This is a genomic window from Streptomyces ambofaciens ATCC 23877 (assembly GCF_001267885.1).
Classification (GTDB): Bacteria; Actinomycetota; Actinomycetes; order Streptomycetales; family Streptomycetaceae; genus Streptomyces; species Streptomyces ambofaciens.
Window position 1 is genome coordinate 1,475,001 of sequence record NZ_CP012382.1, and the last position, 24,813, is coordinate 1,499,813.

The 24,813-nt window shown below is 73.6% G+C and carries 16 protein-coding genes; 7 read left to right on the plus strand and 9 right to left on the minus strand.

Features of this window, described 5'->3' with window-relative positions:
• Positions 1 to 369 precede the first annotated feature (369 nt).
• Positions 370 to 819: a PTS sugar transporter subunit IIA gene (locus SAM23877_RS06655; RefSeq protein ID WP_053127856.1), complete on the plus strand. Its 450-nt coding sequence runs from the start codon at positions 370 to 372 to the stop codon at positions 817 to 819.
• Positions 820 to 894: 75 nt separating this feature from the next.
• Complete coding sequence (ptsP, locus tag SAM23877_RS06660; protein ID WP_053127858.1) at positions 895 to 2,565, plus strand: phosphoenolpyruvate--protein phosphotransferase; 1,671 nt, start codon at positions 895 to 897, stop codon at positions 2,563 to 2,565.
• Between the two features lie 68 nt (positions 2,566 to 2,633).
• On the opposite strand, the gene SAM23877_RS06665 is transcribed toward ptsP, so the two are convergent.
• Positions 2,634 to 3,524 (minus strand): hypothetical protein, encoded by an 891-nt coding sequence (locus SAM23877_RS06665; protein WP_053127860.1) that lies wholly within the window; start codon positions 3,522 to 3,524, stop codon positions 2,634 to 2,636.
• Between the two features lie 123 nt (positions 3,525 to 3,647).
• Positions 3,648 to 5,624, minus strand: coding sequence for an acetoacetate--CoA ligase (locus SAM23877_RS06670; protein ID WP_053127862.1), 1,977 nt, complete (start codon positions 5,622 to 5,624; stop codon positions 3,648 to 3,650).
• Positions 5,625 to 5,837: 213 nt separating this feature from the next.
• On the opposite strand from SAM23877_RS06670, the gene SAM23877_RS06675 reads away from it, so the two are divergent.
• Complete coding sequence (locus tag SAM23877_RS06675; protein WP_053127865.1) at positions 5,838 to 8,198, plus strand: glycoside hydrolase family 31 protein; 2,361 nt, start codon at positions 5,838 to 5,840, stop codon at positions 8,196 to 8,198.
• A 17-nt stretch (positions 8,199 to 8,215) separates the two neighbouring features.
• On the opposite strand, the gene SAM23877_RS06680 is transcribed toward SAM23877_RS06675, so the two are convergent.
• Positions 8,216 to 8,752 carry an NUDIX domain-containing protein gene (locus SAM23877_RS06680; RefSeq protein WP_053127868.1) on the minus strand — a complete coding sequence of 179 codons (537 nt, stop codon included), beginning with the start codon at positions 8,750 to 8,752 and terminating at the stop codon, positions 8,216 to 8,218.
• A 46-nt stretch (positions 8,753 to 8,798) separates the two neighbouring features.
• The gene (locus SAM23877_RS06685; RefSeq protein WP_053127870.1) at positions 8,799 to 9,608 is read right to left on the minus strand and encodes a M15 family metallopeptidase; all 810 of its coding nucleotides are present in this window, start codon (positions 9,606 to 9,608) and stop codon (positions 8,799 to 8,801) included.
• Between the two features lie 151 nt (positions 9,609 to 9,759).
• Between SAM23877_RS06685 and SAM23877_RS06690 the strand changes: the two genes are divergently transcribed.
• The 3 genes from SAM23877_RS06690 (at position 9,760) to glpK (ending at position 14,434) form a co-directional block, all read left to right on the plus strand.
• Positions 9,760 to 11,385 (plus strand): GGDEF domain-containing protein, encoded by a 1,626-nt coding sequence (locus tag SAM23877_RS06690; RefSeq protein WP_053127872.1) that lies wholly within the window; start codon positions 9,760 to 9,762, stop codon positions 11,383 to 11,385.
• Positions 11,386 to 12,091: 706 nt separating this feature from the next.
• Entirely contained in the window at positions 12,092 to 12,847 is a 756-nt protein-coding gene (locus SAM23877_RS06695) for an MIP/aquaporin family protein (protein ID WP_053127874.1), read from the plus strand.
• A 60-nt stretch (positions 12,848 to 12,907) separates the two neighbouring features.
• The gene (gene glpK / locus SAM23877_RS06700; protein WP_053127876.1) at positions 12,908 to 14,434 is read left to right on the plus strand and encodes a glycerol kinase GlpK; all 1,527 of its coding nucleotides are present in this window, start codon (positions 12,908 to 12,910) and stop codon (positions 14,432 to 14,434) included.
• Positions 14,435 to 14,497: 63 nt separating this feature from the next.
• Here glpK and SAM23877_RS06705 read toward each other — a convergent pair whose 3' ends face one another.
• The 4 genes from SAM23877_RS06705 to SAM23877_RS06720 form a co-directional block, all read right to left on the minus strand.
• Positions 14,498 to 15,103, minus strand: coding sequence for a GTP-binding protein (locus tag SAM23877_RS06705; protein WP_053127878.1), 606 nt, complete (start codon positions 15,101 to 15,103; stop codon positions 14,498 to 14,500).
• Positions 15,104 to 15,209: 106 nt separating this feature from the next.
• The gene (locus tag SAM23877_RS06710; protein ID WP_053127881.1) at positions 15,210 to 15,605 is read right to left on the minus strand and encodes a DUF742 domain-containing protein; all 396 of its coding nucleotides are present in this window, start codon (positions 15,603 to 15,605) and stop codon (positions 15,210 to 15,212) included.
• Between the two features lie 10 nt (positions 15,606 to 15,615).
• Positions 15,616 to 16,050: a roadblock/LC7 domain-containing protein gene (locus SAM23877_RS06715; protein ID WP_053127883.1), complete on the minus strand. Its 435-nt coding sequence runs from the start codon at positions 16,048 to 16,050 to the stop codon at positions 15,616 to 15,618.
• Positions 16,047 to 18,989 (minus strand): sensor histidine kinase, encoded by a 2,943-nt coding sequence (locus SAM23877_RS06720; protein WP_053142229.1) that lies wholly within the window; start codon positions 18,987 to 18,989, stop codon positions 16,047 to 16,049. The genes SAM23877_RS06715 and SAM23877_RS06720 overlap by 4 nt, the downstream gene beginning before the upstream one ends.
• A 426-nt stretch (positions 18,990 to 19,415) precedes the next feature.
• Here SAM23877_RS06720 and SAM23877_RS06725 point away from each other — a divergent pair, with 426 nt between their 5' ends.
• Positions 19,416 to 19,973, plus strand: a complete 558-nt coding sequence (locus tag SAM23877_RS06725) for a hypothetical protein (RefSeq protein WP_053142233.1) — start codon at positions 19,416 to 19,418, stop codon at positions 19,971 to 19,973.
• A gap of 164 nt (positions 19,974 to 20,137) precedes the next feature.
• Here the strand turns inward: SAM23877_RS06725 and SAM23877_RS06730 are convergent, their stop codons facing one another.
• Positions 20,138 to 24,802 carry a hypothetical protein gene (locus SAM23877_RS06730; protein ID WP_053127885.1) on the minus strand — a complete coding sequence of 1,555 codons (4,665 nt, stop codon included), beginning with the start codon at positions 24,800 to 24,802 and terminating at the stop codon, positions 20,138 to 20,140.
• Between the last annotated feature and the right edge of the window lie 11 nt (positions 24,803 to 24,813).

The following is a 24,813-nucleotide window of genomic DNA, read 5'->3' on the forward strand; positions in this document are numbered from 1 at the left end:
GTACTCACCCGAGAGACTCTCTCAGGCTTTCCTCCGGGCGCTTCCCTTCGGTGTTTCCAACACTACCAGTGTTTCCCGGTGCTTCTGACCACCGTCCTGCGAGCATGCAGAAGGCGATCCAGCGATAGGATCTGATGAGTTGGGTACTGCCGAGGCGAGGACGCGCTCGCATCGCTCAACCTCAAGCAGGAGTAACGACTGTACACGGAGCCGTGGAACGGGTGCAAATCCGTGGGGACTGTGGTCTAGACCTCTAATCGGAACACTCATGCGGAACCGGTACTTCCTATGACATACCCTGCTGCACAGTGCGCCGTCCGGGACAGGTAGTGACGGCCCGTATACATCTCCGCCCCTGGGAGGCTTCCCATGACCACCGTCTCGTCCCCGCTCGCCGGACGTGCCATCGGACTGGCCGCCGTGCCGGACCCCGTCTTCTCCGGGGCCATGGTCGGCCCGGGTACCGCCATCGATCCCGTTCGGGAGCCCTCCGAGGCGGTAGCCCCCGTGGACGGGGTCATCGTCTCCCTGCACCCGCACGCCTTCGTCGTCGTCGACGAGAGCGGGCACGGTGTGCTGACCCACCTGGGCATCGACACCGTGCAGCTCAACGGAGAGGGTTTCGAGTTGCTGGTGAACAAGGGCGACACCGTCGTGCGCGGACAGGGCGTGGTGCGCTGGGACCCGGCCGCCGTCGAGGCCGCGGGCAAGTCGCCGATCTGTCCGATCGTGGCCCTGGAGGCGACGGCCGAGGCCCTCACCGAGCTCCGCGAGGACGGGGAAGTGAAGGCCGGCGAAAGCCTCTTCCTCTGGAAGTGACGGCAACGCCGTCACAGACGGCTGGCAGGACAACCACCGCGGCGGCGGGCCCGCCGCACTATCGGGACGGGTGAGATGGAGACAACGCTGCGAGGCGTCGGCGTGAGCCATGGTGTGGCGATCGGCGAGGTTCGGCACATGGGGACGGCGGTGCTCGAACCGCCGGCCAAGCAGATTCCGGCCGAGGACGCGGAGCGCGAGCAGGGGCGCGCCCGCAAGGCGGTGGAGGCTGTTGCGGCCGACCTGATGGCGCGCGGCAACCTGGCCGGGGGCGAGGCCCAGGCGGTGCTCGAGGCCCAGGCCATGATGGCCCAGGATCCCGAACTGATGGCCGACGTCGAACGGCGGATCGCCGTCGGCAGCACGGCCGAGCGTGCGGTGTACGACGCCTTCGCCGCCTACCGCGCTCTGCTGGCCGGTGCCGGTGAGTACCTGGCCGGTCGCGTGGCCGACCTCGACGACGTGCGGAATCGTATCGTCGCCCGTCTGCTCGGGGTGCCGATGCCCGGTGTCCCCGACAGCGACGAGCCGTACGTCCTCATCGCGCGCGACCTGGCGCCCGCGGACACGGCGCTGCTGGACCCGACGCTCGTCCTCGGTTTCGTCACCGAGGAGGGTGGGCCGACCAGCCACAGCGCGATCCTGGCACGAGCCCTCGGTGTGCCGGCCGTGGTGGCCCTCCCCGGAGCCGGAGAGCTCCCCGAGGGCACGGTCGTCGCCGTGGACGGGAGCACCGGCGAGATCTTCGTGAACCCGAGCGAGGAGAACAAGGCGAGGCTGGCGGCGGAGGCTGCCGAGCGCAAGGCGGCCCTGGCCGCCTCGACCGGGCCGGGTGCGACCTCGGACGGCCACAAGGTGCCGCTGCTCGCGAACATCGGTGGCCCCGCGGACGTGCCCGCGGCGGTCGAGGCCGGGGCCGAGGGTGTCGGACTCTTCCGGACCGAGTTCCTCTTCCTCGACGACAGCGAGAACGCGCCCTCGGAGGAGAAGCAGGTCGCCGCCTACCGGCAGGTGCTGGAGGCGTTCCCCGAGGGCCGGGTCGTGGTGCGGGTGCTGGACGCCGGCGCGGACAAGCCGCTGGACTTCCTGACCCCGGGCGACGAGCCGAACCCGGCGCTGGGCGTGCGCGGGCTGCGGACGCTGCTCGACCACCCGGACGTGCTGCGCACGCAGCTGACCGCGCTGGCGAAGGCCGCCGAGGGCCTGCCCGTGTACCTCGAGGTCATGGCCCCGATGGTGGCCGACCGCGCCGACGCCAAGGCGTTCGCGGACGCCTGCCGCGAGGCCGGGCTGCGCGCAAAGTTCGGCGCCATGGTGGAGATCCCGTCGGCCGCGCTGCGGGCGCGCTCGGTGCTCCAGGAGGTCGAGTTCCTGTCGCTGGGCACGAACGACCTCGCGCAGTACACCTTCGCGGCCGACCGGCAGGTGGGTGCGGTGTCCCGGCTGCAGGACCCCTGGCAGCCGGCGCTGCTCGACCTGGTCGCGCTGTCCGCCGAGGCGGCGAAGGCCGAGGGCAAGAGCTGCGGTGTCTGCGGTGAGGCCGCGTCCGACCCGCTGCTGGCGTGTGTGCTGACCGGCCTGGGCGTCACCTCCCTCTCCATGGGAGCGGCGTCGCTCCCGTACGTGCGGGCGACGCTGGCGAAGTTCACGCTGGCGCAGTGCGAGCGTGCCGCCGCGGCCGCCCGGGCCGCGGACAGCGCCGAGGAGGCGCGGAACGCCGCTCAGGCGGTGCTGTCCGGCGAGTAGGTACCGGGCGGGCCGGCATGGCCGAGGTGCGGGGCGTTCCACCTTCGGGTGGGGCGCCCCGCACGCGTTCAGTGGTGGTGTCCCGGTGGCAGGCGGTCGTCTCCGAGGTCGGGCGGCGCGCAGTAGTCGACGTTGGATTCCGGGGAGATGAGGTCACCCGACTCGACGTCGGTGCAGTAGGCGTCGAAGACCTCACCGGCGGTGAGGGGTTCGAGGCCGTATCCCCGCAGGCGCCAGCCGTGGACGCGGTCGGGCCCGCCGGGGGTGCTGACGCGCATGACCAGTCCGCCGGGGCTGTGGGTGGCGAGGCCGAGGGCGAGGACGCCGGTGAATTCGAGGGCCTCGGCCTCGTCGACGTGCGGGGTGCCGTCGAGATCGTCGTCGGCGTGGAGGACCGCGACCAGGGTCTCCGGGGCGCCGGAGACGCTGCAGACGAGGTGCCGGTCGCCCGGTGGAGCCGTCTCGAGGACCCGGCGAAGGAGGCGGGAGGCCCGGGCGAAGGCGGCTCGGCCCAGGTCCTCGCCGCAGGTGGCGCAGCTGCCGAGGCGCGCGAGGAGGGTGGACGCGTACTCCCAAGTGGCCCGGCGGACGGCTTCGTCGACGAGGGCGGGGAGGAGGTCTGCGAGGGGCTGGCCCTCGTACGGAACGGTGGGTCCGCGGGCGGCGAGCTCGGCGGCGAACCGGCTGCGGCTGGCGGGGGCGTCGGGGTCGAGGCCGGCCGCCATGCAGAAGTCGGCGTACTCCTCCGGGTCGAAGAGGGCGACGGTGGTGTGGGTGCCCTGTGACGCGCGGGCCCTGAGCAGGGCTTCCACCTGACGCAGGTAGGTGGCGTGGTCGTCGAAGGTGAAGCTGCGGTAGCGCCGCATGGCGCGGAAGTCGTGCTCGTCGGCGAGCAGTCCGATGGTGCCGGCGATCTCCCGCCGCAGTACGCGTCGCGTGGTCTGGTCGGTGTGCGCCATGTTTCCCCCTGTGCGCGGTGAATCAATGCTCACTCACAGTAATCGGCGGCACTGACAACGGCGGCGGGCAGGGGCCGGGAGCCGGTCGCCCCTCGGGGCGACCGGGCTCGTCGGTCGGCGTGGTCAGGGGCGCTTGCGGGCGAGGTCCTCGTAGAAGTGGAGCAGGTCGAGGTTGTCGATCGAGCCGGGGTTGACGGCCTTGTCGAGCGGGGTGCCCTGCAGGAGGCGTTTGACCGGGACCTCGATGCGTTTGCCGGTCAGGGTGTGCGGGACGCCGGGGACCTCGATCACCTCGTCGGGAACGTGACGCGGGGAGAGCTGTTCGCGGATGGTCCGCTTGATGCGGTCGAGCAGGTCCTCGTCGAGAACGGCCCCGGGGGCGAGGTGGACGAAGAGGGGCATCCAGTAGCCGCCGTCGGGCTGTTCGACGCCGATCACGAGGGATTCCTTGATCTCGGGCAGACGCTCGACGGCCTCGTAGATGTCGGCCGAGCCCATGCGGACGCCCTGCCGGTTGAGAGTGGAGTCGGAGCGGCCGTGGATGACGACGGACCCGCGGGCGGTGAGGGTGATCCAGTCGCCGTGCCGCCAGACGCCGGGATAGGTGTCGAAGTAGCTGTCGTGATAGCGGCTGCCGTCGGGATCGTTCCAGAAGCGGATCGGCATCGAGGGCATGGGGTTGGTGACGACGAGCTCGCCGACCTCGTCAGTCAGGGGCGTGCCGCCCGGGTCCCAGGACTGCAGGTCGGTGCCCAGGCCGGGGGCCTGGAGCTCGCCGATGTGCACCGGGAGGGTCGGTACGGCGCCCGCGAAGCAGGAGCACACGTCGGTGCCGCCGCTGACGGAGGCGATCCACAGGTCCGCCCCGCTCTCCGCGAACTCGTCGTGCAGCCAGCGGAAGCCGTCGGGCGGGAGGGGGGAGCCGGTGGTGGCGACGCACTGGATGCGGGAGAGGTCGTGGTCACGGGCGGGGTGCACACCGGCCTTGCGGCAGGCCATGACGTAGGCGGCGGAGGTGCCGAAGAGCGTCGCCCCGGTGCGTTCGGCGATGCGCCACTGGGCGCCCGTGTCGGGATGGCCGGGGCTGCCGTCGTACAGGACGATCGTGGTGCCGGTGAGCAGGCCGGAGACGAGGAAGTTCCACATCATCCAGCCGGTCGAGGTGTACCAGAAGAACCGGTCCTCGGGACCGAGGTCGCAGTGCAGGCCGAGCTGCTTGAGGTGCTCGACCAGGATGCCGCCCTGGGACTGGACGATGGCCTTGGGCAGGCCGGTGGTGCCGGAGGAGTAGAGCACCCACAGGGGGTGGTCGAACGGCACCTGCTCGAAGACGGGTTCCGTGTCCGCGGCCGTCAGGGTCTCCCAGTCCAGCGCGCCGTCCGGGGCCTTGCTGCCGAGGAGCGGGATGTGGATCACGGCGCGCAGGGTGGGCAGTTCGCGGCGGAGTTCGGCCACGGTGTCGCGGCGGTCGTGCTCCTTGCCCCCGTAGCGGTAGCCGTCGACGGTGAACAGGACGACGGGTTCGACCTGCTGGAAGCGGTCGAGGACGCTGCGGGCGCCGAAGTCGGGGGCGCAGGAGGTCCAGACGCCCCCCACCGCGGCGGTGGCGAGGAGGGCGACGACGGCCTGCGGGATGTTCGGGAGGTAGCCGCTGACGCGGTCGCCCGGGCGTACGCCGAGGGTGCGCAGTTCGGCGGCGAGGGAGCCGACCTGGCGGCGCAGCTCGGACCAGGAGACGGGACTCGGTTCATGGGTCTCGTCGACGTGGAGGAGTGCCGGTTCGTCCGCTCGGGTGGCGGCCGCGCGCAGGGCGTGCTCGGCGTAGTTGAGCGTGGCGCCGGCGAACCACTGGGCGCCGGGCATGGAGCGGTCGCCCAGTACGCGCGCGTAGGGGGTCGAGAAGCGGACGTCGAACCACTCCGTGACGGCCTTCCAGAAGGTGTCCAGTTCGTCGACGGACCAGCGGTGCAGGGCGGCGTAGCCGCCTTCGGCGGGCGCGCCGTGGTGTTCTGCGGCCCAGGTCTGGAAGCTGGTGATCCGTGCCTGGGCGATGCGCTGCGGATCTGGCTGCCAGAGCGGCTGCGGGTTCACGGTCGACATGGGGCGGCTCCCGGACTGTGCGCGTCGTGTGCGTCCTCCGCGCACGGGCTGGGGTGTGCGCGTGACGCGGCTGACACGGACGATGCCATGTGATCGACTTCCACACCAGGGCGCGCCCCACATAGTCGGTGTCATGAAGATGTGGTGCGGTCACGGGTGAACGGCAGTTGAACGACACCCGCGCGGGCGTTGATCGGTGGCAGGGTGAGCAGCATGGACGGTCGTGACCTGGTGCGTTCGATGAAGGCGGTCGGTTCTGCGGGGGCGACGCAGGGGTTGCGTACCGTACGGGCGGCCTGGCGCAGGCGTCGTGCCGACGCGGCGGGTCTGCCACCTCGGGGTGCGGAGCGTGCGCGGGTGCCGGGGCCCATGCGGGAGGTGGAGCCGGGACCCGGCGGCGGGGTCGTCCGGTTCAGCCGCTCGGAGCTGCAGGTCCGCGTCGCGGTGAACGGTGCCGTGTTCTGGGGCTGGGACGGCGCCGGGGCGGAGCCCTCGTACGCGTTGGCGGGCCGCTGTCCGGAGCCGGACCCGCGGGCGGTGCTGGAGCCGGACAAGGACGGCGGCTGGCGGGTGGTGGCCGAGCGGGCGACGGTGGCCGTGTCCCGGCACGGCGCGGTCGAGGTCCGTACGCCCGGTGGTGTCGTGCTGCGCCGTGATCTGCCGCCCCGCTGGTGGGAGCCGGTCGGTGGCGGCCCGGCGCGCTGGTCGCAGCGGTCGGAGGTGGCGGCGGACGCCCGGTTCTTCGGGCTCGGCGGACGGGCTGCGGGGCCGCGGTTGCGGGAGGGGACGTACCGGCTGTGGAACACCGGGCCGGGCGGGTCTCTCGCGCCGGGCGACGATCCGTCGTCCCTCACGATGCCGGTGCAGTTGGTGGTGGCCGACGCGGGCACGCATCTGGTATTCCACGACAGTTCGTGGGACGGCACCGTGACACTGCGGGAGGGCGAGGAGGGGGCGGGGTCGGGGCACGACCGGCCCGGGCGGAGCGTGCTGCGCATGGACGGGGGCCCGCTGCGGTGCTGGGTGACGGTGGGCACTCCCGCGCGCGTGCTGCTTGCCTGGGCCTCGCTGACCGGGGCGCCGGCGCTGCCGCCGGCGTGGGCGCTCGGTCACCATCACGCGCGGTCGGGGTCCGGCGACGAGCAGGAGGTACGGCGTACCGTCATCGATCACCAGGAGCGTGATCTGCCGCTCGACGCCGTGCATCTGGGCGTCGGTCACCTTGACGCCCACGAGCCGTTCACCGTGGACGAGGAGCGGTACCCGAAACTGCCCGTCCTCGCCGAGGAGCTGCGCCGGGACGGCGTCCGGCTGGTGTCGGCCGTCGTTCCCTCGGTGCCGACCGCGTCCGGCGGCGCCGTGTACGAGAGCGGGACGGGCGCGGACGCCTTCGTGCGCGGCGCCGCGGGGCCGGTCCTGCGGGGTGCGGCCCCATCCGGTGACGTGGTCTTTCCGGACTTCACGAACGCGGGTGCGCGTGCCTGGTGGGGCGGGCTCCACGAGGAGCGGCTCGGGCAGGGGTTCGGCGGGGTCTGGCACGACCTGAACGAGCCCACCTCGTCGGCCGCGTTCGGGGATCCGACCCTGCCGCTTTCGGCCCGGCATGCGCTGGAGGACCGCGGCGGTGACCACCGGGAGGCCCACAACGTGTACGCGCTGTGCATGGCCCGGGCCGCGTTCGAGGGCTTGCGGACCCTGGCGCCCGAGGAGCGCCCGTTCGTCTTCTCGCGCTCCGGGTGGGCGGGGATGCAGCGTTACGGCGGCGCGTGGTCGGGGGCGGTGGCCACGGGATGGCCGGGGCTGCGTGCCTCGCTGTCGCTGGTGATGGGGCTCGGACTGTGCGGGGTGCCGTACTCGGGGACGGACGTGGGCGGGGTGGGCGGGAGGCCGTCGCCGGAGCTGTACCTGCGGTGGCTCCAGCTGGCGGCCCACCTGCCGCTGTTCCGGACCCACGGGGACCTGCGGGCGGGGGGCGGGGTGCCGTGGGAGTTCGGTTCCGAGGTGTTGGAGCACGCGCGCGCGTCGCTCGTCGAGCGCCGGCGGCTGCTGCCGTACTTCGTGACCCTGGCGCATCTGGCCCGTCGGACGGGCGCGCCCTACGTACGGCCGCTGTGGTGGTCGTCGCCGGAGGAGCGTGCGCTGCGGGACTGCGAGGACGCCTTCCTGCTGGGTGACTGTCTGCTGGTGGCCCCGGTGCTGGGGCCGGGGGTGGACCGGCGGGCGGTGCGGTTGCCGCGGGGGCGGTGGTACGACGTGGTGACGGAGCGGGCGTACGAGGGGCCCGCGCAGGTTCTCGTCGAAGCTCCGCCGGCGCGGATTCCGGTGCTCGCGCGCGCGGGAGCGGTGCTTCCGGTGCGTGGGGAGGACGGAGGGCCGCAGCTGGAGGTGTGGGCGCCCGCGCGGGGGCGGATCGGCGGGGGGCTGGTGGTGCCGGACGCGGGAGACGGCTGGGTGGAGCCGGAGATCGAGCGGTACGTCTCGCGCTGGGAGGGGCGGCGGGTGGTCGTGGAGCGGGAGGTCGAGGGCGGCGTGGCCGAGCCGTCCTGCCCGGTGCGGGTCCGCGGGCTCGCGTAGGGCGCGTAGGGCGTGATTCAGACGTAGCGGCCCTCGAACCAGGCCCGCACGGCGCGGGTGTGCAGGGGGAAGGCGAGGTCCTGCGCTCTGCGCAGCAGGTGCCATCCCTCGGTCTCGTTCGTGGCGGCGGACCTCGGGAGCCCGTGGGCCGGCCGCTCGGGGAGGAGTCCGAAGAGCAGCAGGTGGCCGTCGGGCGAGCTCATGGCGTCGGCGAGCCGCACGCCGCGGCTCGCCGCGTCGATGCCCGTCTCCTCCTTGAGCTCGCGGACCACGGCCCGCCGCCAGTCCTCCCGGTCGTCGACATAGCCCCCGGGCAGTGCGATGCCACCCCGCGCGGGGGCGACGGTACGGGTGATGACGACCAGGGCGGTGCCCTGGGTGTCGTACACGGGCTGGAGGGCGACCGCTACCGGCAGCGGGTTGCGGTAGGCCGTGGTGCCGCACGCCGGGCACGTGCGGGGCCAGCCGGAGACGCCCTCTCCGTAGCGTGTTCCGCAGCTCGAACAGTGCGAACCGGGTGCGGAACCGGGAACGGGGACTCGGGTTTCGGACACGCGGCGGACTGTATCCGATCCTCGAAGGGCGGCTCCGGCAGGCGGCTCAGCGGCGGCCGGTGAGCGACTTGGCGGAGACCGGGAAGTCGAAGTAGGTGCCCGGGTAGGGCTCGGGCTTGTACGTGAAGTGCCACCACTCCTCGGGGAGGTTCACCAGACCGGCGTCCTCCAGGGTGCTCTTGAGCAGCAGCCGGTTCGCGCGCTGGGCGCCCTGGACGCGGGGGTCGAGGGTGTGTGAGCGGGTGTCGAAGCAGTCGTAGCCGGTGCCCATGTCGACGGAGTTGTCGGGAAAGCGCTCGCCCCGCGGCGCGTAGCAGGGCACCAGGGGCTGTCCGGGGTGGTACGGCCGGGTCGGCCTCGCCGGGAGCTCGACGATCGTGAGGTCCACGGTCGAGCCGCGGCTGTGCCCGGACTTCTCCGCGATGTAGCCGTCCGCGAACAGGCGGGCCTTGTCGACGTCCGGGTAGAACTCGGCCTTCATGTCCTGGTCGTCGAGGTCTTCGGCCCAGCGGACGAAGTGGTCGACGGCCCGCTGCGGCCGGTAGCAGTCGTACACCTTGAGGGAGTAGCCCTGGCGCAGCAGCCGGGTCTGGGCCCGGTGCAGCGCCTCGGCCGCGGGGCGGGTGAGGATGCACAGGGGTTGCCGGTAGCCGTCGATGCGCTCGCCGACGAAGTTGTGCCGGGTGGTGTAGCGCATCTCCTGGATGATCGTCGGATCGACGCTCCTGAGGGCCACGAAGTCGCCGGGGGCGCGCGGTTCGGGATCGGCCCGGGCGGTGGCGGGGACGGCGGTCGCGGCGAGCAGGGCGGCGAGGGCGGTGACGAGACCGCGGAGTGCGGCGGAGAGTCGTGTCATGTCCCCTGCATCTATCAGGTTCTGCTTCCGGGAGGGAAGCCACAGTGAGGACCGCGCACCCCCTCCGCGCGGTGCGTGATCGGGGCGGAACGCTGCGTGAACGTCTCATGAACTGGCTCCGGGCGGACGCCCACGACGCGATCCTGCTCCCGTGCGCTCCTGGACGGACTCTCTCCGCTTCGCCTTCCAGCCGGTGGTCAACCTGACGACCGGCGGGGTGGCGGCGCTGGAGATACTCGCCCGCCCGGAGGCCGGCGACATCCTGGCCGAGGCGCGTCGCGACCCCGAACTCGACGGCCGACTGGCGGTGTCGGCGTTCCGCGCGGCGGTGCGCAGGGAGACGCTGCTGCCGCTGCACGTCAACGTGTTCGCGGGCACGCTGGCCGACCTCGGCGGCCTCCAGCCCCTGCACGACGCCGTGCGCGAGGCGGGGCGGATGCCCTGGGAGGTGACGCTGGACGTGTGTCCGCCGTACGCGCACGTGCCGCGGCGGGCTCTGCTGGAGGCGGTGAGCGCGCTGCGGGGCCAGGGTTTCCGGATCTGCGCGGACGGCGTCGGCGACGGGGACGCGCCGTTGCGGCTGCTGACGGACCTGGCGCCGGAGCTGGTCAAGCTCGACGCGTCACTGCTCACACGGCCGGCGGCGGTGCGGGCGATGCGGGTGCTGTGCGACGAGTCGGGGGCCTTGCTGTCCGTCGAGGGGGTGGAGACGGAACTGCAGTGCGCTGCCGCGCGGTCGGCCGGTGCGCAGTTGGCACAGGGTGAGTTGTTCGCACCGCCGGCACGGCTGCCCGCGGCGGACGTGTACGTTCCGCCCGGTTCGCAGGGGGCCGTGCCTGCGGCGCGCTCGGGGCCGCCGGTCCGGCAGTTCGTGCGGCCCGCCGCGCTGCTGCCGTCGACCGCGTCGGCGGGGCGGGTGCGGGCCCTGCTGACCGGTTCGCCCGACGTGTCCGGAGTGCTCCTGGTGGACCGGGACGGCGTTCCGGTGCGGTCGCTCCACCGGTCCCGCTTCCTGCTGTCGATGTCGGGGCGCTACGGGCACGCCCTGTACGCCGACCGGCCCGCCGTCAAGCTCGGCGACCCGCCGCGGACGGTGGGCGTCGACGCGACGGCCTGGGAGGTGCTGGACGTCGTGGCGGTCGGCGACCGGGACCGTACGTCGGACGACGTGGCGGTGGTCGACGCGTACGGGCGGTGCGTGGGCGTCGTACGGCTGGCGGACCTCGTACGGGCGCTGGCCGACAGCCGGGTGGAGGAGGCGGCCCGGCTCAATCCGCTGACCCGGCTGCCCGGTTCGGACGCGATCACGGGCGAGGTGGACCGGTGGGTCGCGGAAGGGCGGGCGTTCGCGCTGAGCTGGCTGGACGTGGATCACTTCAAGCGGGTGAACGACGGGGCCGGGTTCGCGGCGGGCGACGACCTGATCCGGGCGGTCGGGCGGGCGTTGTCGCAGGCGGCGACGGGGTCCGCGCGCGTGGGACACATCGGCGGCGACGACTTCCTGGCCCTCACCGACCCGGAGGGGCTCGACCCGCTCGCCGCCGCCGTGCTGGACGTGCCGTGGTCGGCCGGGGGCCGGCGCGTGACGCTGTCCCTGGCGACGGTCCTGTGCGCGCCGGGCAGCGTGCCGGGGCACCGGGAGGCCGCGGCGTGCCTGGCCCCGCTGAAGGAGGCCGCGAAGGCCTTGCGCGGGGCGAGTTGGGTGCTGGGCCGGGCGGGGGCGCCGGGGCACGAAATCCGGCGCGGCTCGGACCGGGCCGCGGCACCGGCCGGGTGAGCCGGGGGACGTCTTCGTCGCCGGCGCCGGGGCGCGCGGGAGGTCCGGGACGGCAGGGTCCGGCCGGCCGGGCAACCCGGCTACACGGACGCGCGATGCGTCGAGCAAGCGCGTGGCGGGCCCCGACCGGATCGGTGACGGGCCCCGACCGCCTCGGTGGCGGGTCCCAACGGCTCGGTGGCGGGCCCCGACCGCCTCGGTGGCGGGTCCCAACGGCTCGGTGGCGGCCGCGCACTCGCAGCCGTGGGCCAGCGGCCGCCCTCATGCGCCGTCCGGTGACGCCCGGCACCGCACCTGATGCCCGGGGGCGCGCGGGGGCCCGGCGGGGACGTGACACACGCGGACGGGACGCCCGCCCGCCTGGCGCACGCGGGCGCGTGCTCGTCGGTGGCTCCGGGTGGACGCTCGCGGTTCCGTGGGGGCGCCGGTCCGTCCGGCGGGCCGGAACCGTTGCGGTCGACCACCTTGACGCTCCCCGGGCGCCGGTGAACACTGCCGGTGTCAGTCGACATCGCCGTACATCTCGGCGTATTCCGGCACTGCGCCGCGCGGGCTCTCCCGTGCTGCGAGGCCCACTCCCCCACGGGCGGTTCGGCTGCTACGGCACGCTCGTCACTCACGCCCCCTCGGCGCACATCGCCATGGGAGACGCACCCCGCACGTGCGGACCGGGGCCCTCGTCCCGGGCCAGGGCCAAGGAGCCGCCATGAGCAACGGAGACATCTTCGTCGGCGAGACCATCGGTACGGCCATCCTCATCCTCTTCGGGGCGGGCGTCTGCGCCGCCGTGACCCTGAGGTACAGCAAGGCGCGGGCGTCGGGATGGGTGGTGATCGCGTTCGGCTGGGGCTTCGGCGTGCTGGCGGGCGCGTACACCGCGGCGCCGCTCTCCGGCGGGCATCTCAACCCCGCGGTCACCCTGGGAATCGCCGTCGACACCGGCGAGTGGGGCACGGTCTGGGTGTACGTACTGGGGCAGTTCGCCGGCGCCGTGATCGGTGCCCTTCTGTGCTATCTCACGTACTTCGCCCAGTTCCAGGCCAACGCCCGCGGTACCGGCACCGGTACCACCGAGGGCGCGGCGGACGAACCGGTTCCGACGCTCGGGGTCTTCTCCACGATCCCGGAGATCCGGAACCCGGTCGCCAACCTGGTGACGGAGATCATCGCGACCGTCGCACTCGTCCTGCCGATCCTCGCCTTCGGCCTGACCGAGGGCCTCGGCGAGTCCGGGACCCTGGTGCTGATCGTCTCCTTGCTCGTCGTCGGCATCGGTCTCTCCCTCGGCGGGCCGACCGGCTACGCCATCAACCCGGCACGCGACCTCGGCCCGCGCCTCGTGCACACCTTCCTGCCGATCCCGAACAAGGGCACGTCCGACTGGAGCTACGCCTGGATCCCGGTGGCCGGTCCGCTGATCGGCGGCGCTCTCGCCGGGGTCGTCTACAACGCCGCCTTCTGAACAGCCGCACGCGCGAACGCCGCAGCAGTCCATCGAACCGGCCCAGCCCGAGGGGTAGCCATGACGGACCACTTAGCGAAATACGTCGCCGCAATCGACCAGGGCACCACCTCCAGCCGCTGCATCGTCTTCGACCGGGACGGGGCGATCGTCGCCGTCGACCAGCGCGAGCACCGCCAGATCTTTCCCAAGCCCGGCTGGGTGGAGCACGACGCCACCGAGATCTGGTCCAAGGTGCAGGCCGTGGTCGCCGGGGCGCTCGCCAAGGCCGGTCTGCGGGCCGACCGGCTCAGCGCCCTGGGCATCACCAACCAGCGCGAGACGACGGTCCTGTGGGACCGTACGACCGGCAAGCCCGTGCACAACGCCATCGTGTGGCAGGACACCCGTACATCCGCACTGTGCCGCCGACTGGGCGGCGCGGACGGGCAGGACCGTTTCCGCGAGCGGACCGGGCTGCCGTTGGCCAGCTACTTCTCGGGGCCCAAGGCGGCCTGGCTGCTCGACAACGTGCCCGGCCTCAGGGCCCGTGCCGAGCGCGGTGAGATCGCCTTCGGCACCATCGACTCCTGGCTGATCTGGAACCTCACCGGCGGCACCGACGGCGGCCGGCACGTCACCGACGTGACCAACGCCGGTCGCACCATGCTGATGGACCTCCGGACCCTGCAGTGGGACCCGTCCATCCTGTCGGCGATGGACATCCCCGAGGCCGTACTCCCCCGGATCCGGTCCTCCGCCGAGGTCTACGGCACCGCCGTCGGCCAACTGGCCGGCGTACCGGTGGCCTCCGCACTGGGCGACCAGCAGGCGGCCGTGTTCGGGCAGGCCTGCTACGACGTGGGCACGGCGAAGAACACGTACGGCACGGGCTCCTTCCTGCTGCTCAACACCGGTGACCGGCCGGTGCCGTCCAAGAACGGGCTGCTGACGACGGTGGGCTACAAGATCGGCGAGGAGGCGCCCGTCTACTGCCTGGAGGGGTCGATCGCGATCACCGGTGCCCTGGTGCAGTGGTTCCGCGACCAACTCGGCATCATCCGCAGCGCCGACGAGATCGAACCACTGGCGGCGAGCGTCGCGGACAACGGCGGCGCGTATGTCGTACCCGCCTTCTCCGGGCTGTTCGCCCCGTACTGGCGCTCGGACGCGCGCGGAGTCGTCACCGGTCTCACCCGGTACGTCACCAAGGCACATCTCGCGCGTGCGGTGCTGGAGGCGACGAGCTGGCAGACGCGCGAGGTCGTCGACGCCATGTACCAGGACTCCGGGGTACGCATCACGACCCTGAAGGTCGACGGCGGCATGACGAGGAACGGTCTGTTGATGCAGCACCAGGCGGACGTGCTGGGCGTGCCGGTGATCCGGCCCAGGGTCTCCGAGACGACCTGCCTGGGTGCCGCGTACGCGGCGGGGCTGGCCACGGGCGTGTGGAACGGCCTAGACGAACTGAAGTCCCACTGGCGCAAGGACGTCGAGTGGACCCCGGCCATGGAGGCGTCGGTGCGGGACCGCGAGTACCGCAACTGGCGCAGGGCGGTGGAGAAGAGCTTCGGCTGGACGGAGGACGGCGACGGGGACGGATAGGCGTCGCCGTCCGGCGGGCTCGGGGCACGCGCGCGGGAGTGTCGTTCCGCTGCCCCGGGCCGGTCAGGTCGCGACGGCGCGGCGCCGGTCCGCCGCCTGGGCCATGGCGTGCTGGACCACGCCGACGAGGACCTCCTTGACCGACTCCCGGTCACGGGCGTCGCACATCACCAGGGGCACGTCGGTGTCGAGGTCGAGCGCCTGACGGACGGTGTCGGCCGGGTAGCGGGCCGACCCCTCGAAGCAGTTGACGCCGACCAGGAACGGGATGGAGCGCCGCTCGAAGTAGTCGATGGCGGCGAAGCAGTCCTCCAGTCGGCGGGTGTCGGCCAGCACGACGGCGCCGAGCGCGCCCTCGGAGAGTTCGTCCCACATGAACCAGAACCGCTCCTGGCCCGGTGTCCCGAAGAGGTACAGCACCAGGTCCTCGCGGAGCGTGATCCGTCCGAAGTCCATGGCCACCGTGGTGGTGTGCTTGCCCTCGACGCCGCTGACGTCGTCGACGGGACGCCCCGCCTCGGTGAGGAGTTCCTCGGTGCGCAGCGGCCTGATCTCGCTGACCGCGCCCACGAGGGTGGTCTTGCCGACCCCGAAGCCGCCGGCGACCAGGATCTTGAGCGTGACGGGCTCGACCGGCGGCTTGCCGCGTTGAGAACGCCCGAAGATCATCGATCTCTTCTCCTTAACGTGCCACTTGTCGTGCCGCTCACCGGGCGGCTTGTCCTGCGGCTTGCCATGCTGCCTGCCATGCGCCCTGTCTCGCCCGGGGACCGGTTCACAGTGCCCTCAATCCGCTGATCACGTCGCGCAGGATGTTCTCGTCCGGCAGTTCGGCCGGGGGCACGGGCCGGTTCACGTGGACGAGTTCCACGTCCACCAGGTCGCCGACCAGAACCCGTACGACCCCGACGGGCAGGTCCAGTTCGGCGGCGAGTTCGGCGACCGACTGCGGGGTGTCCCGGCACAGGCCGACGATGTCCACGTGCTCGGGGGCGAGCGTGACGTCCGCCTCCGGGTCGTCCGCGTGGGGCTCCGTGACGACCACCGCGATCAGGTCGAGACGGTGCTGGGCCGCGCTGGACGTGCGGCCCCGCGTCATGGCGTACGGACGGACGACGGGGCCGGCCTCGTCGTCGAACCAGTGGTTGCTTCCCTGACCGTCTGCGCTCATGTCATCCCACTTACCCGTCCGAGGGCAGATCGGTACGCGGGGCGGTGCCCAGGTGCACGCCGACCCGCTTGACGAGGAGGGTCATCTCGTAGGCGACCTGCCCGACGTCCGAGTCGGCGTCCGACAGGACGGCCAGGCAGCTGCCGTCGCCCGCGGCGGTGACGAACAGGAAGGCGTCGTCGAGTTCGACGACCGTCTGCCGGACGCTGCCCGCCTCGAAGTGGCGGCCCACGCCCTTGGCGAGGCTGTGGAAGCCGGACGCCACGGCGGCCAGGTGCTCGCTGTCCTCCCTGGTCAGATCCTTGGACGCCCCGGTCGCCAGGCCGTCGCCGGACAGGACGACGGCTTTGCGGATGCTCGCGACACGGTCCACCAGGTCGTCGAGGAGCCAGTTCAGCTCCCCGGACCTCGTCGCGGTGTGGCCGGTCGCCTTCGGTGCGGTCATCGACCGTCCCCCTCTGTCGTTCCTCGTGGTGCGTGTGGCGCTGCGCCGCCGGGGACGTCGTCACCCGCGGCGTTCTCCTTGCGGCCGCGCTGCCAGCCACGCTGGAGCGAGGCCATGCGGCTGCGTACCTCCTCGGCGTCCCGGTCGGCGGGATCGGGACGGTGCTCGGCGGGGCGCCCGGCGCTCTGTCTGAGCTGAGGGGCCAGGTTGGCCTGCCGTACGCGTCTCGGCAGCGCGCCGGTGCCTGGGTCGGGGGCACCGGGGGCGGCCGGGGCGCCGGGCGTGGGGTCGGCGCGCCGCGCGCGGTCCTCCGCGACGTCCGGCGGCCCGTACGCGCGCGTGGGGGACGCGCCGCGGCGGCGGGCCGGGAGCGACGGCAACGCGTCGGTCCTCGTGTCGGCGCCACGGCCGTCGGTGCGGTCGCTCTCGGTTCCGTCGGCAGGGGCGCCGTAGCCGCCCTCGGAACGGCCGTCGGTGCGGCCCTCGGCACGGCCGTCGGTGCGGTTCCCGTGTCGGCGGCGGGTCGGCAGGGCGGGCGGCTCCCCCGGTCGCTCCTGCGGTGCCACAGGGGCCCCGGGCCGGTCGGCGCCTGCCGGACCCTTCTCGTCCGCGCCGTCCCGGGAAGCGCGCTCAGGCACCGGACGACCGTGCGAACTGACCAGCTTGGGAGTCCGGCGGCGGGGCAGCGCGACCGGCGTGTCCGCCTCGTCCCGGCCCTGAGACGGGTCACCGCCGTGGCCGGGTTCCCGACGCCGCCGTTCGGCCCGGCGGCCCACCTGGTCGTCGTCCGGCGCGGCGAGGGAGCGCCGGGGGCGGAACAGGCCGTCCTGCTCGCCGTCCTGGTCCCCGAGCACGTCCGGCAGGTCGTCGAGGGCGTCCAGGTCGACGGGCGCCTCCAGTTCGACGGGTCCGTCCAGCAGCGGGGCCGGCCGACCGGGCAGCCGCGCGGGCACGTGGGAGAGGGCCGAACGGCGGCCCTCCTCCCGCTCCTTCTGCCTGACGTGCTGGGGGCGGTCGAGACGGAAGCCGACACCGTTGGTGTCCGGGGCGTCGTCCGTGAGCAGCGCGTCGGGGACGAAGACGACCGCGGTGGTGCCGCCGTACGGGGACGGCTGCAGGGACACCCGGACGTTCTGCCGCTGGGCGAGCCGGCTGACGACGAACAGACCGAGCCGGTCGGTGTCGGAGAGTTCAAACTCCGGTGTCTCGGCCAGACGCAGGTTGGCGTCGAGGAGGGCGTCGGCGGCCATGCCGAGACCGCGGTCGTGGATCTCCAGGGTGAAGCCGTTGGCGACCCGGTCCCCCAGGACCTGCACGGCGGTGTGCGGCGGCGAGAACACCGTGGCGTTCTCCAGGAGTTCCGCCACGAGGTGGGTGAGGTCGGCGACGGCCGGTCCGGTGACGGCGATGCGGGGCAGCCGACGGACCTCGATGCGCTCGTAGTCCTCGACCTCGGCGACGGCGGCGCGGACCACGTCCATGAGCTGGACGGGTTTGCGCCACTGCCTGGACGGGGCGGCGCCGGACAGGATGACCAGGCCCTCGGCGTGTCGTCGCATACGGGTGGTCAGGTGGTCGAGGCGGAACAGGTCGGCGAGTTCCTCGGTGTCCTCGGTGCGGCGCTCCATGGTGTCGAGCAGGGTCAACTGCTTGTGCAGCAGCACCTGGCTGCGGCGGGCGAGGTTGACGAACACCTCGGAGACGCCGGACTGGAGAGCCGCCTGCTTGACGGCGGCCTCCACGGCGGCGCGCTGAAGGGTGTTGAGCGCCTGGCCGACCTCGCCGATCTCGTTCTTGTCGTACTCCAGACGCGGCACCTCGGTCTCCACGTCCACCTGCTCGCCCGCCGCGAGGCGACGCATCACGCTGGGCAGCCGTACGCCGGACGCCTCATGGGCCTCCAGGCGCAGCTGCTTGAGGTCGCGGATGAGGGAGCGTCCGACGCGCACGGACAGGAAGAGGGAGAACAGCAGCGCCGTCAGGCCGAGGGCGCCGGCGAGGACCACCTTGGTGATGACGTTCATCGCGACCGGGCTGACCCGGTCCTGGTAGCGGTCGGCGGCGTTGTCGTCGAGGGCGGCGAGTTCGTCGAGCACGCTGCCCGCGGCGGTGTCCCAGCTCTTGGCGGTGACCCCGCGCGGCGGGCCGCCCTCGGTGGAGACGGCCGCCTCCTCGGCGACCCGCAGCGGGGCCGAGGAGGCGTTCTTCCAGAAGCGCTGGTAGCGCCCGCGTTCCGCGGCGGGCAGCAGCGGGAGGTTGATGTCGTACATCACGGTGCGCTGGGCCACGAGGTCGGAGACGTCCCGTACCTCGCTCCGGGTGAGCCGGCCGGTGACCAGGGCGGAGCCGAGGAGGGCGTCCTCGCGGGAGAGCAGTTCGCGGGCCCGGGAGACGTTGACCAGTGCGCGGTACTGCTTGTCGAGGCCCACGTCGTCGACGACGTGGAGGTTGGCGAGCAGCTCGTGGCAGGGGTCGACCAGGCGGTTGTAGAGGCCGAGCGCCTGCGCGCGGTCGACGGTGCCGTCCTCGACGCTGCGGCGCAGCGAGCCGAGGCCGTCGAAGGCGTCCAGCACGGCGGTGATCCGCTCCTCCTCGGCCTGGCCCAGCGCGTCGCGTACGTCGGCGTCGGCGGCGTTGCGGCGGATCTCGGCGACGGCCTCGTCGGTGGCGGTGCGGCTGCGCCGCAGAGCCGAGAGGCTGTCGGAGGCGCGCGGGTCGGCGAGGTGGACGAGGGTCTGGCGGCGTTCCTGCTGCAACACGCGGACGGTGTCCTCGACCGGGTAGCCGATCTCCTCGACGACGGTCGAGACGCTGAACAGCCGACTCGCCTCGCGGCCCGTGAGCACCGTGGCGAAGGCCCAGATCGCGGTCAGGGACACCAACGGCACGAGAAGCAGCGCCACGATCTTCCGGCGGATCGACTTCCCGCGAAAGCGCATGGCCTCCCCCAGCTCGACCCCCGTCGGCCGGGGGTGCACATGTACGTCAACAAACGGCGCGAGCCTACTACTGACGCACAGGTAACTCGAAGGCCCGTCCGGAGGCCGAACCTCCGCACAGGCGGCCGACGATGGTCAGTTGTCCGGTCATTGCGGGAGATTGCCTCCCCGATCCGGGGGTGGGCGCGGAGGAGAGGTCGTCGGGCGGCACGGGCGAACTGGCCGAAAGTTTTCGATTGCACGGGACTCCGGGAATCTTGGGCGGCCTTCGTTCGTCCTTCACTACGGGAAATGGAGGCGGAATCGGCCACAGGAGCCGCGTCCCGCCTCCGGGCGGCGTAAAGCAGCGCAAGCCGGGCAGCCAGAGGGGAGCCGTGTCTTCGGACGCGGACGAGCTGTCTCCTGGCGGTGGGGAGTGACATGTCGATGGGCACGGCGGAACGGCACAAGGCGCCCGAGGACGGGGGTGCGGCCGAGTGGGCGGCGGGTCCGACCCCCGAGGCGCCGGATCGCGACATCGCGGCGTCCGGGCAGGACGCGTCGGCACCGGCGCGCGTCGAGCAGCCGGACGGACGGGCGGAGCGCCCGCCGGGCTACCGGCCGTTGTGGACGGAGGAGCCCGCGCGGCGGCGCCGACTGCCGGACCCGGTCCGTACGGCGGCCGTCCGCGCGGTGCTGGTGGTCGCCGTGACGCTGATACTCGCGATGGTGGCGTTCCTCTGCACGCTCGCGGGGTCGTGGCTGGCGTTCCCGATGGTGATCGGCAGCGTGGCGGGCACGGTGGTGGCGACTTGGGGCGTGCTGGACGTCTGGGTGACCCGGCAGGTCTGGAACCAGCGGCACGGTGTGGTCTCGGCGCCGAGCAGCACCGCGCGGGCCATGCGCCGCGAGCGTCGCCGGGCCAGGCGGCAGGGACGGGCGGCCGAGCGGGCCCAGGAGCGGATAGGCCGACGGGGCGGCGCGGGGCAGTTGTCGCACTCCTGAGTGGCGGTCCCCGGGCGGGCCGCGTCGTCACACCGACCGGACGGGAAGTGCCGCACCGCCCTCACGCCCTCCGCCGCGTGCCCGGCCGACGGGTCGGCCACCGCGCCCCCGGGGGTGTCCCGGGGCGGGGGCCGACCGGCTCGGCAGCCACGAGGACCGGCCCCCTACACGGGTGACTGCGCGGGCCGCTTGAACATCCGCGTCGCCGTGATCTCGCTGTGCACCGACTCGCCCTCGCCTTCGACGGCCGGGGTCGGCTGGGGCAGACCAGGCCGCAGGTGCTCCTCCACACTGATGTACTTGAGGCCGGCTCTGAGGTCGGCGTCGTTGCGCAGCCGGATGACCAGCGGGAACTCGGCGAGCGCGGTCGTGTCGAACAGGCCCGTCGTGTACAGGAGCTGGACGCCGAGCGCGTCGGACACGGCTCGCTGGAGCTCCAGCAGGTAGGTGGCGTTGGCCCGGCCGATGGGGTTGTCGAGGAACAGGGTGCCGGCGTGGCGGTGTCGGTCACGGCCCCGGTCGTTGCTGCGCAGTGCGGCCATCGTGCAGTACAGGGCGATGGCCGCGGTGAGCAGCTGGCCGCCCGAGAAGACGTCGCCCATCTGACCGACGGGGACGCGCTCGGCGCGCAGGACGGCGTCGGGCTTGAGGATCTCGACGGCGACGCCCTTGGGCTGGAGGGCGGCGGCGACGCCGCGCAGCAGCAGGGACATGCCGTCGCGGCGCAGGTCGGAGTTCTTCTTCACGGCGGCGCGGGTGGCCTCGTCCACGACCTCGCCGAGCCGCTCCGTGAGGGTGGCCTGGTCGGGTTCCTCGAAGCGGATGCGCAGGAACTCCTGCCCGGACCACTCCCCGAGGCCCTCGGGCAGCCGGGAGAGCCGCTGGGCGGAGCGGAGGGTGGCGAGGGCCGACTCGACGAGGCCGCGCAGCCGGTCCACGATCGAGTCGCGGTTGCGCTCGAGTTGCGCCAGCTCGTCCGTCAGCACCCGCAGCCGTGGCGCGAAGGCGTCCGCCCACTTGGCGGCGTGCTCGGGAAGCGCGGAGGCGGGCAGTTCCCGGATCTGCTGGCGGGCGGGGGTGCGGACCTGCTCGTAGCGGGTGGAGTTGGCGTGCCGGACGAGGATGTCGCTCGCCTCGCGCACGGCGGCCTCGGCGGCGGACAGGTCCGTGGCGCAGCCGCGCAGCGAGCGGCGGGCCTCGGCGGCGGCGTGCCGGGCCTCCTCCAGACCGCCCGGATAGGGCTCGGTCTCCTCCTGCTCCTCCTCGGGCGGGTGCTCGCGCAGCAGGTCGCGGAGCAGGGCGGCGGTCTCGTCGAAGCCGCCCGCCGCGTCCTCGGCGGCGCGGTGCGCGTCGAGGAGTTCGGCGTGGGCCTCGCGGGCCTGCGTCAGGGCCTCGGCGCGGGAGGCGAGTTCGGTGGTCGCCGTGCGCAGCAGGGTCTGGGCGTGCTCGGCGTCGCGCGGGACGAGTTCCTCGGGCAGTTCGGTGTGGGCGTCGCCGTCCTCGGGCGCGTGCCGTTCGGCCTCGCCGCGCAGTCGGCCGAGTTGCTCGCTGGCGCTCGACATCCGGGTCTCCAGGAGCTGTACCAGCTCCTCCGCGCGGGCGGCGGCGGCCTGCCGGGAGGGTCCGTCGGACCCGTCGGGCGACTCCAGCAACTGCCCGGCCCGCGTGCGGACCTTGTTGCTGAGCCGGTCCAGCTCCGCGCGGGCCGTGCTCTCGTCGCTCTCCGCACGGGCCTGCTCCGCACGCAGGTCGGCGCCGACGCCGACCTGCTCGTAGAGCTGGGAGGCGGCTCGGTAGGCCTCACGCAGGGCGGGCAGGGACGCGTTCCGCGCTTCCGTGCCGCTCCCCGGCGCATCGTGGGCGACGTCGTCGGGGGCGCCGGCGATCTCGGAGCGCTCGGCGCGCAGCGCGCGGGCGGTGCGGCGCGCGTCGTCGGCGGCACGCTGGGCGGCGCGACGGTCCTCGTCGGCGGCGCGGGCCCGTTCCACGCATGCCTGCGCGCGAGCCTCGGCCTCGGCGCCCTCGTCGGCGAGTTCGCGGAGCCTGGCCTGCCAGCCGGCGCGCTCGCGCAGCCGGAAGGCCAGCCCGGCCAGGGCGTCGGCGACGCGGCGGGCTCTTTGGGCGGCTTCCTGCCGCTCGTCCCTCACCCGCAGGGCCTCGGCGGCGCTCTCGTCGGCCTCGGCGCGTACGGTGCGCGCCTCGGTCAGCTCGGCCTCGGTCTCCTCGGCGAAGGCGCGCGCCTCCTCGGCGGCCCGCGCCAGTTCGGCGAGGCGTCCGGTGGGGCAGCCGGTGCGCCAGGAGGCGAGCCGGGCCGCCAGCTCCCGGTCCTTGCCGAGCCGGGCGGCCAGGGCGCGGATCTCCTCGTCCCGCTCCGTCGCCCGCGCGCGCAGCGCCTGCCGCTCCTCGTCGGCGGCGTGCTCGTCGTGCATGGCGGGGTTGGGCGGTACGAGGAAGACGTCCCCGGTGTCGGAGTCCGGCGACGGGGTCGGCGCGAGCAGGGCGGCGGCCGTGCCGACGGCGACGGCGGAGCGCGGCAGCAGCGCCGCGTCGCCGAGGACGTCGCGGGCGCGGGTGTGCGAGTCGGGATCGGTGATGATCACGCCGTCGACCAGCTCGGGCCGGGCGGCCAGCACGCGCGCGTGGTCGGCGGGGTCGACGGCCTGGGCGAGGTAGCGCCAGCCGGGCAGGGCGGGGATGCCGTGTTCGCCGAGGAACTCGACGGTGGCCAGTACGTCCGGGCCGGGCGGCAGCAGGCCGCCGTCGCCGAGGGCGCCGAGGATGCGGGAGTCGTCGGCGGCGGCGGTGCGCAGCTCGAACAGGTGGCGTTCGGCGGAGGAGACGGTGTCGTCGAGCAGTTCGCGCAGTTCGTCGGCGAAGCGGTCGAGCTCCTCGGGGGTGAGCGCCCCTTCCTCCGCCGTCCTGGGCACGGCGGTCCGGTCGTGGTCGGTCCCCCGGCGGGGCTGCGGAATGCCCGGGCGGGTGCCGGCGGCCAGGCCGAGCAGCTCGGCCAGCCGTTCCTCGGCCGCCAGGGCCTCGGCCGTGCGGCGCTCCGCCTCGTGGGCGCGCTCGGCCGCGGTGGCCGCGTCCGCCGCGCGGGCCGCCGTCAGTTCGGCGCGGCTCTCCGCGGCGGCCGCCTCGCGCGCGTGCTCCGTGGCGCGGCGCGCCGCCTCACGGGCCGTGTCCCAGGCCGCCACGGTGGTCTTCTCCGCGTCACTGGCGGCGAGTGCGGCGCGGGCGGGGTCGGCGTCGGGTGCGCTGTCATCGAGCCACCCCGCGCGGACCGCCTCCGCGGTCTCCTGCTCGACCTCGGTGAGGCGCTGGCGCAGATGCCCGGCCTCGCTGCGGGCGCGCTGCGCCTCGGTGGCGGCGGCGGTGGCGTCACGGTGGGCGGTGTCGCTGATGTCCTGGAGGGCGGCGGACCGCTCCTCCTCCTCGTTGGCGTGGTGCTCGGCCTTCCCGGCCGCCGCCTGGAGGGCGCGTACCAGGTCGACGGCTGCCTCGGCGCGGGCGGCGAGCGCGGGGGCCGCGTCGCGCTCGGCCTCCTGGATCGCGGCGGACACGCGGGCGACGCGGTCGGCGGCGGCGCGGTGGCGCAGCACGGCTTCGGCGGCCTGCCAGGCGGAGTGCAGGGTGCGCGCGTCGGCGAGTTCCCGCTTCTGCGCGGCGGCCGACTTCTCGGCCGCGGTCAGGGCCAGCGAGGCGTGCCGGTAGGCGAGTTCGGCGGCGATGAGGGCACTGCGGTCCCGGGCCGACTCGGCGTGCGTGACGGCGTAGGCGGCGGCGGTGACCCGCTGGGCGAGGTCCCCGGCCCGGACCCGCTCCCTGGCGCCGCGGGAGGAGAGCCGGCGGGCCAGGGCCCTGGTGCGGCGCTCGGCGGCGTTGTGCACTTCCCGCGCGCGGGTGCGGGTGTCGGTGGCGTCCACGATCCGGCCCAGGAGGTCGACGGAGCCGGCGGTGAAGTCGCGTTCGGCGATCAGCTCGGCGCGCCTGCCGAGCTTGTTGCCGAATCCGCCGACCAGGTCGGCGAGTCCGTCGGTGTCGCGGGTGTCGGTGACGGCGCGCAGCAGCAGGTCGGTGAAGTCGGAGTCCTTCTTGACCGCGAAGAGGCCGGCGGCCTCGCCCTCGTCGGCGTTCATCTCGCGCTGGTAGCGGAAGAGTTCGGGGTCGAGACCGAGGTCACCGAGGTGCTCGATCCACCGGTCGTGGATCTCCTCCCAGTGCACCTCGAGGTGCGGATACGCCTTCCCGGCCTCGGTGATCGCGTCCCGGAACCCCTTCATGGTGCGCCGCCTGCCCTGGGCGCCGGAGACGCCCTCGACGGGCGGGCGTACGGCGGTGGCCTCGGCGACGGGCAGGTTGTCCAGGGTCAGTCCGGGTCCGGGCCGGAAGGAGTACCAGGCCTCGGCGAACTTCCGCGGGTCGTTGGAGACCTGACGCCCCCGCCACTCGCTGACCTTGCCGACGACGACGCACTCGCCGGTCTGCACGTGCTGCCACTCCAGCGCCACGTGCCCGCAGTCGTCCGCGAGCAGGAACTTGCGCAGCACGCCGGAGCTGGCGCCTCCCAGGGTGTTGCGGTGGCCCGGCAGCATGACGGAGAAGATCAGCTTGAGCAGGACGGACTTGCCGCCGCCGTTCTCCAGGAACAGCACGCCGGCGGGTGCGGGCCGGCGCGGCGGGCCGACGGGCTCCTCCTCGAAGAACTCCGCCTGCGTGGGCGCGGGGTCGGGCACGGGCTCGCCCACACCGCGCAGGTCAAGCACGGTGTCGGCGTAGCGCGCACCGGCGGGCCCGATGGAGTAGAGGCGGACCCGGGACAGCTCGTACATGGCGGACTCTC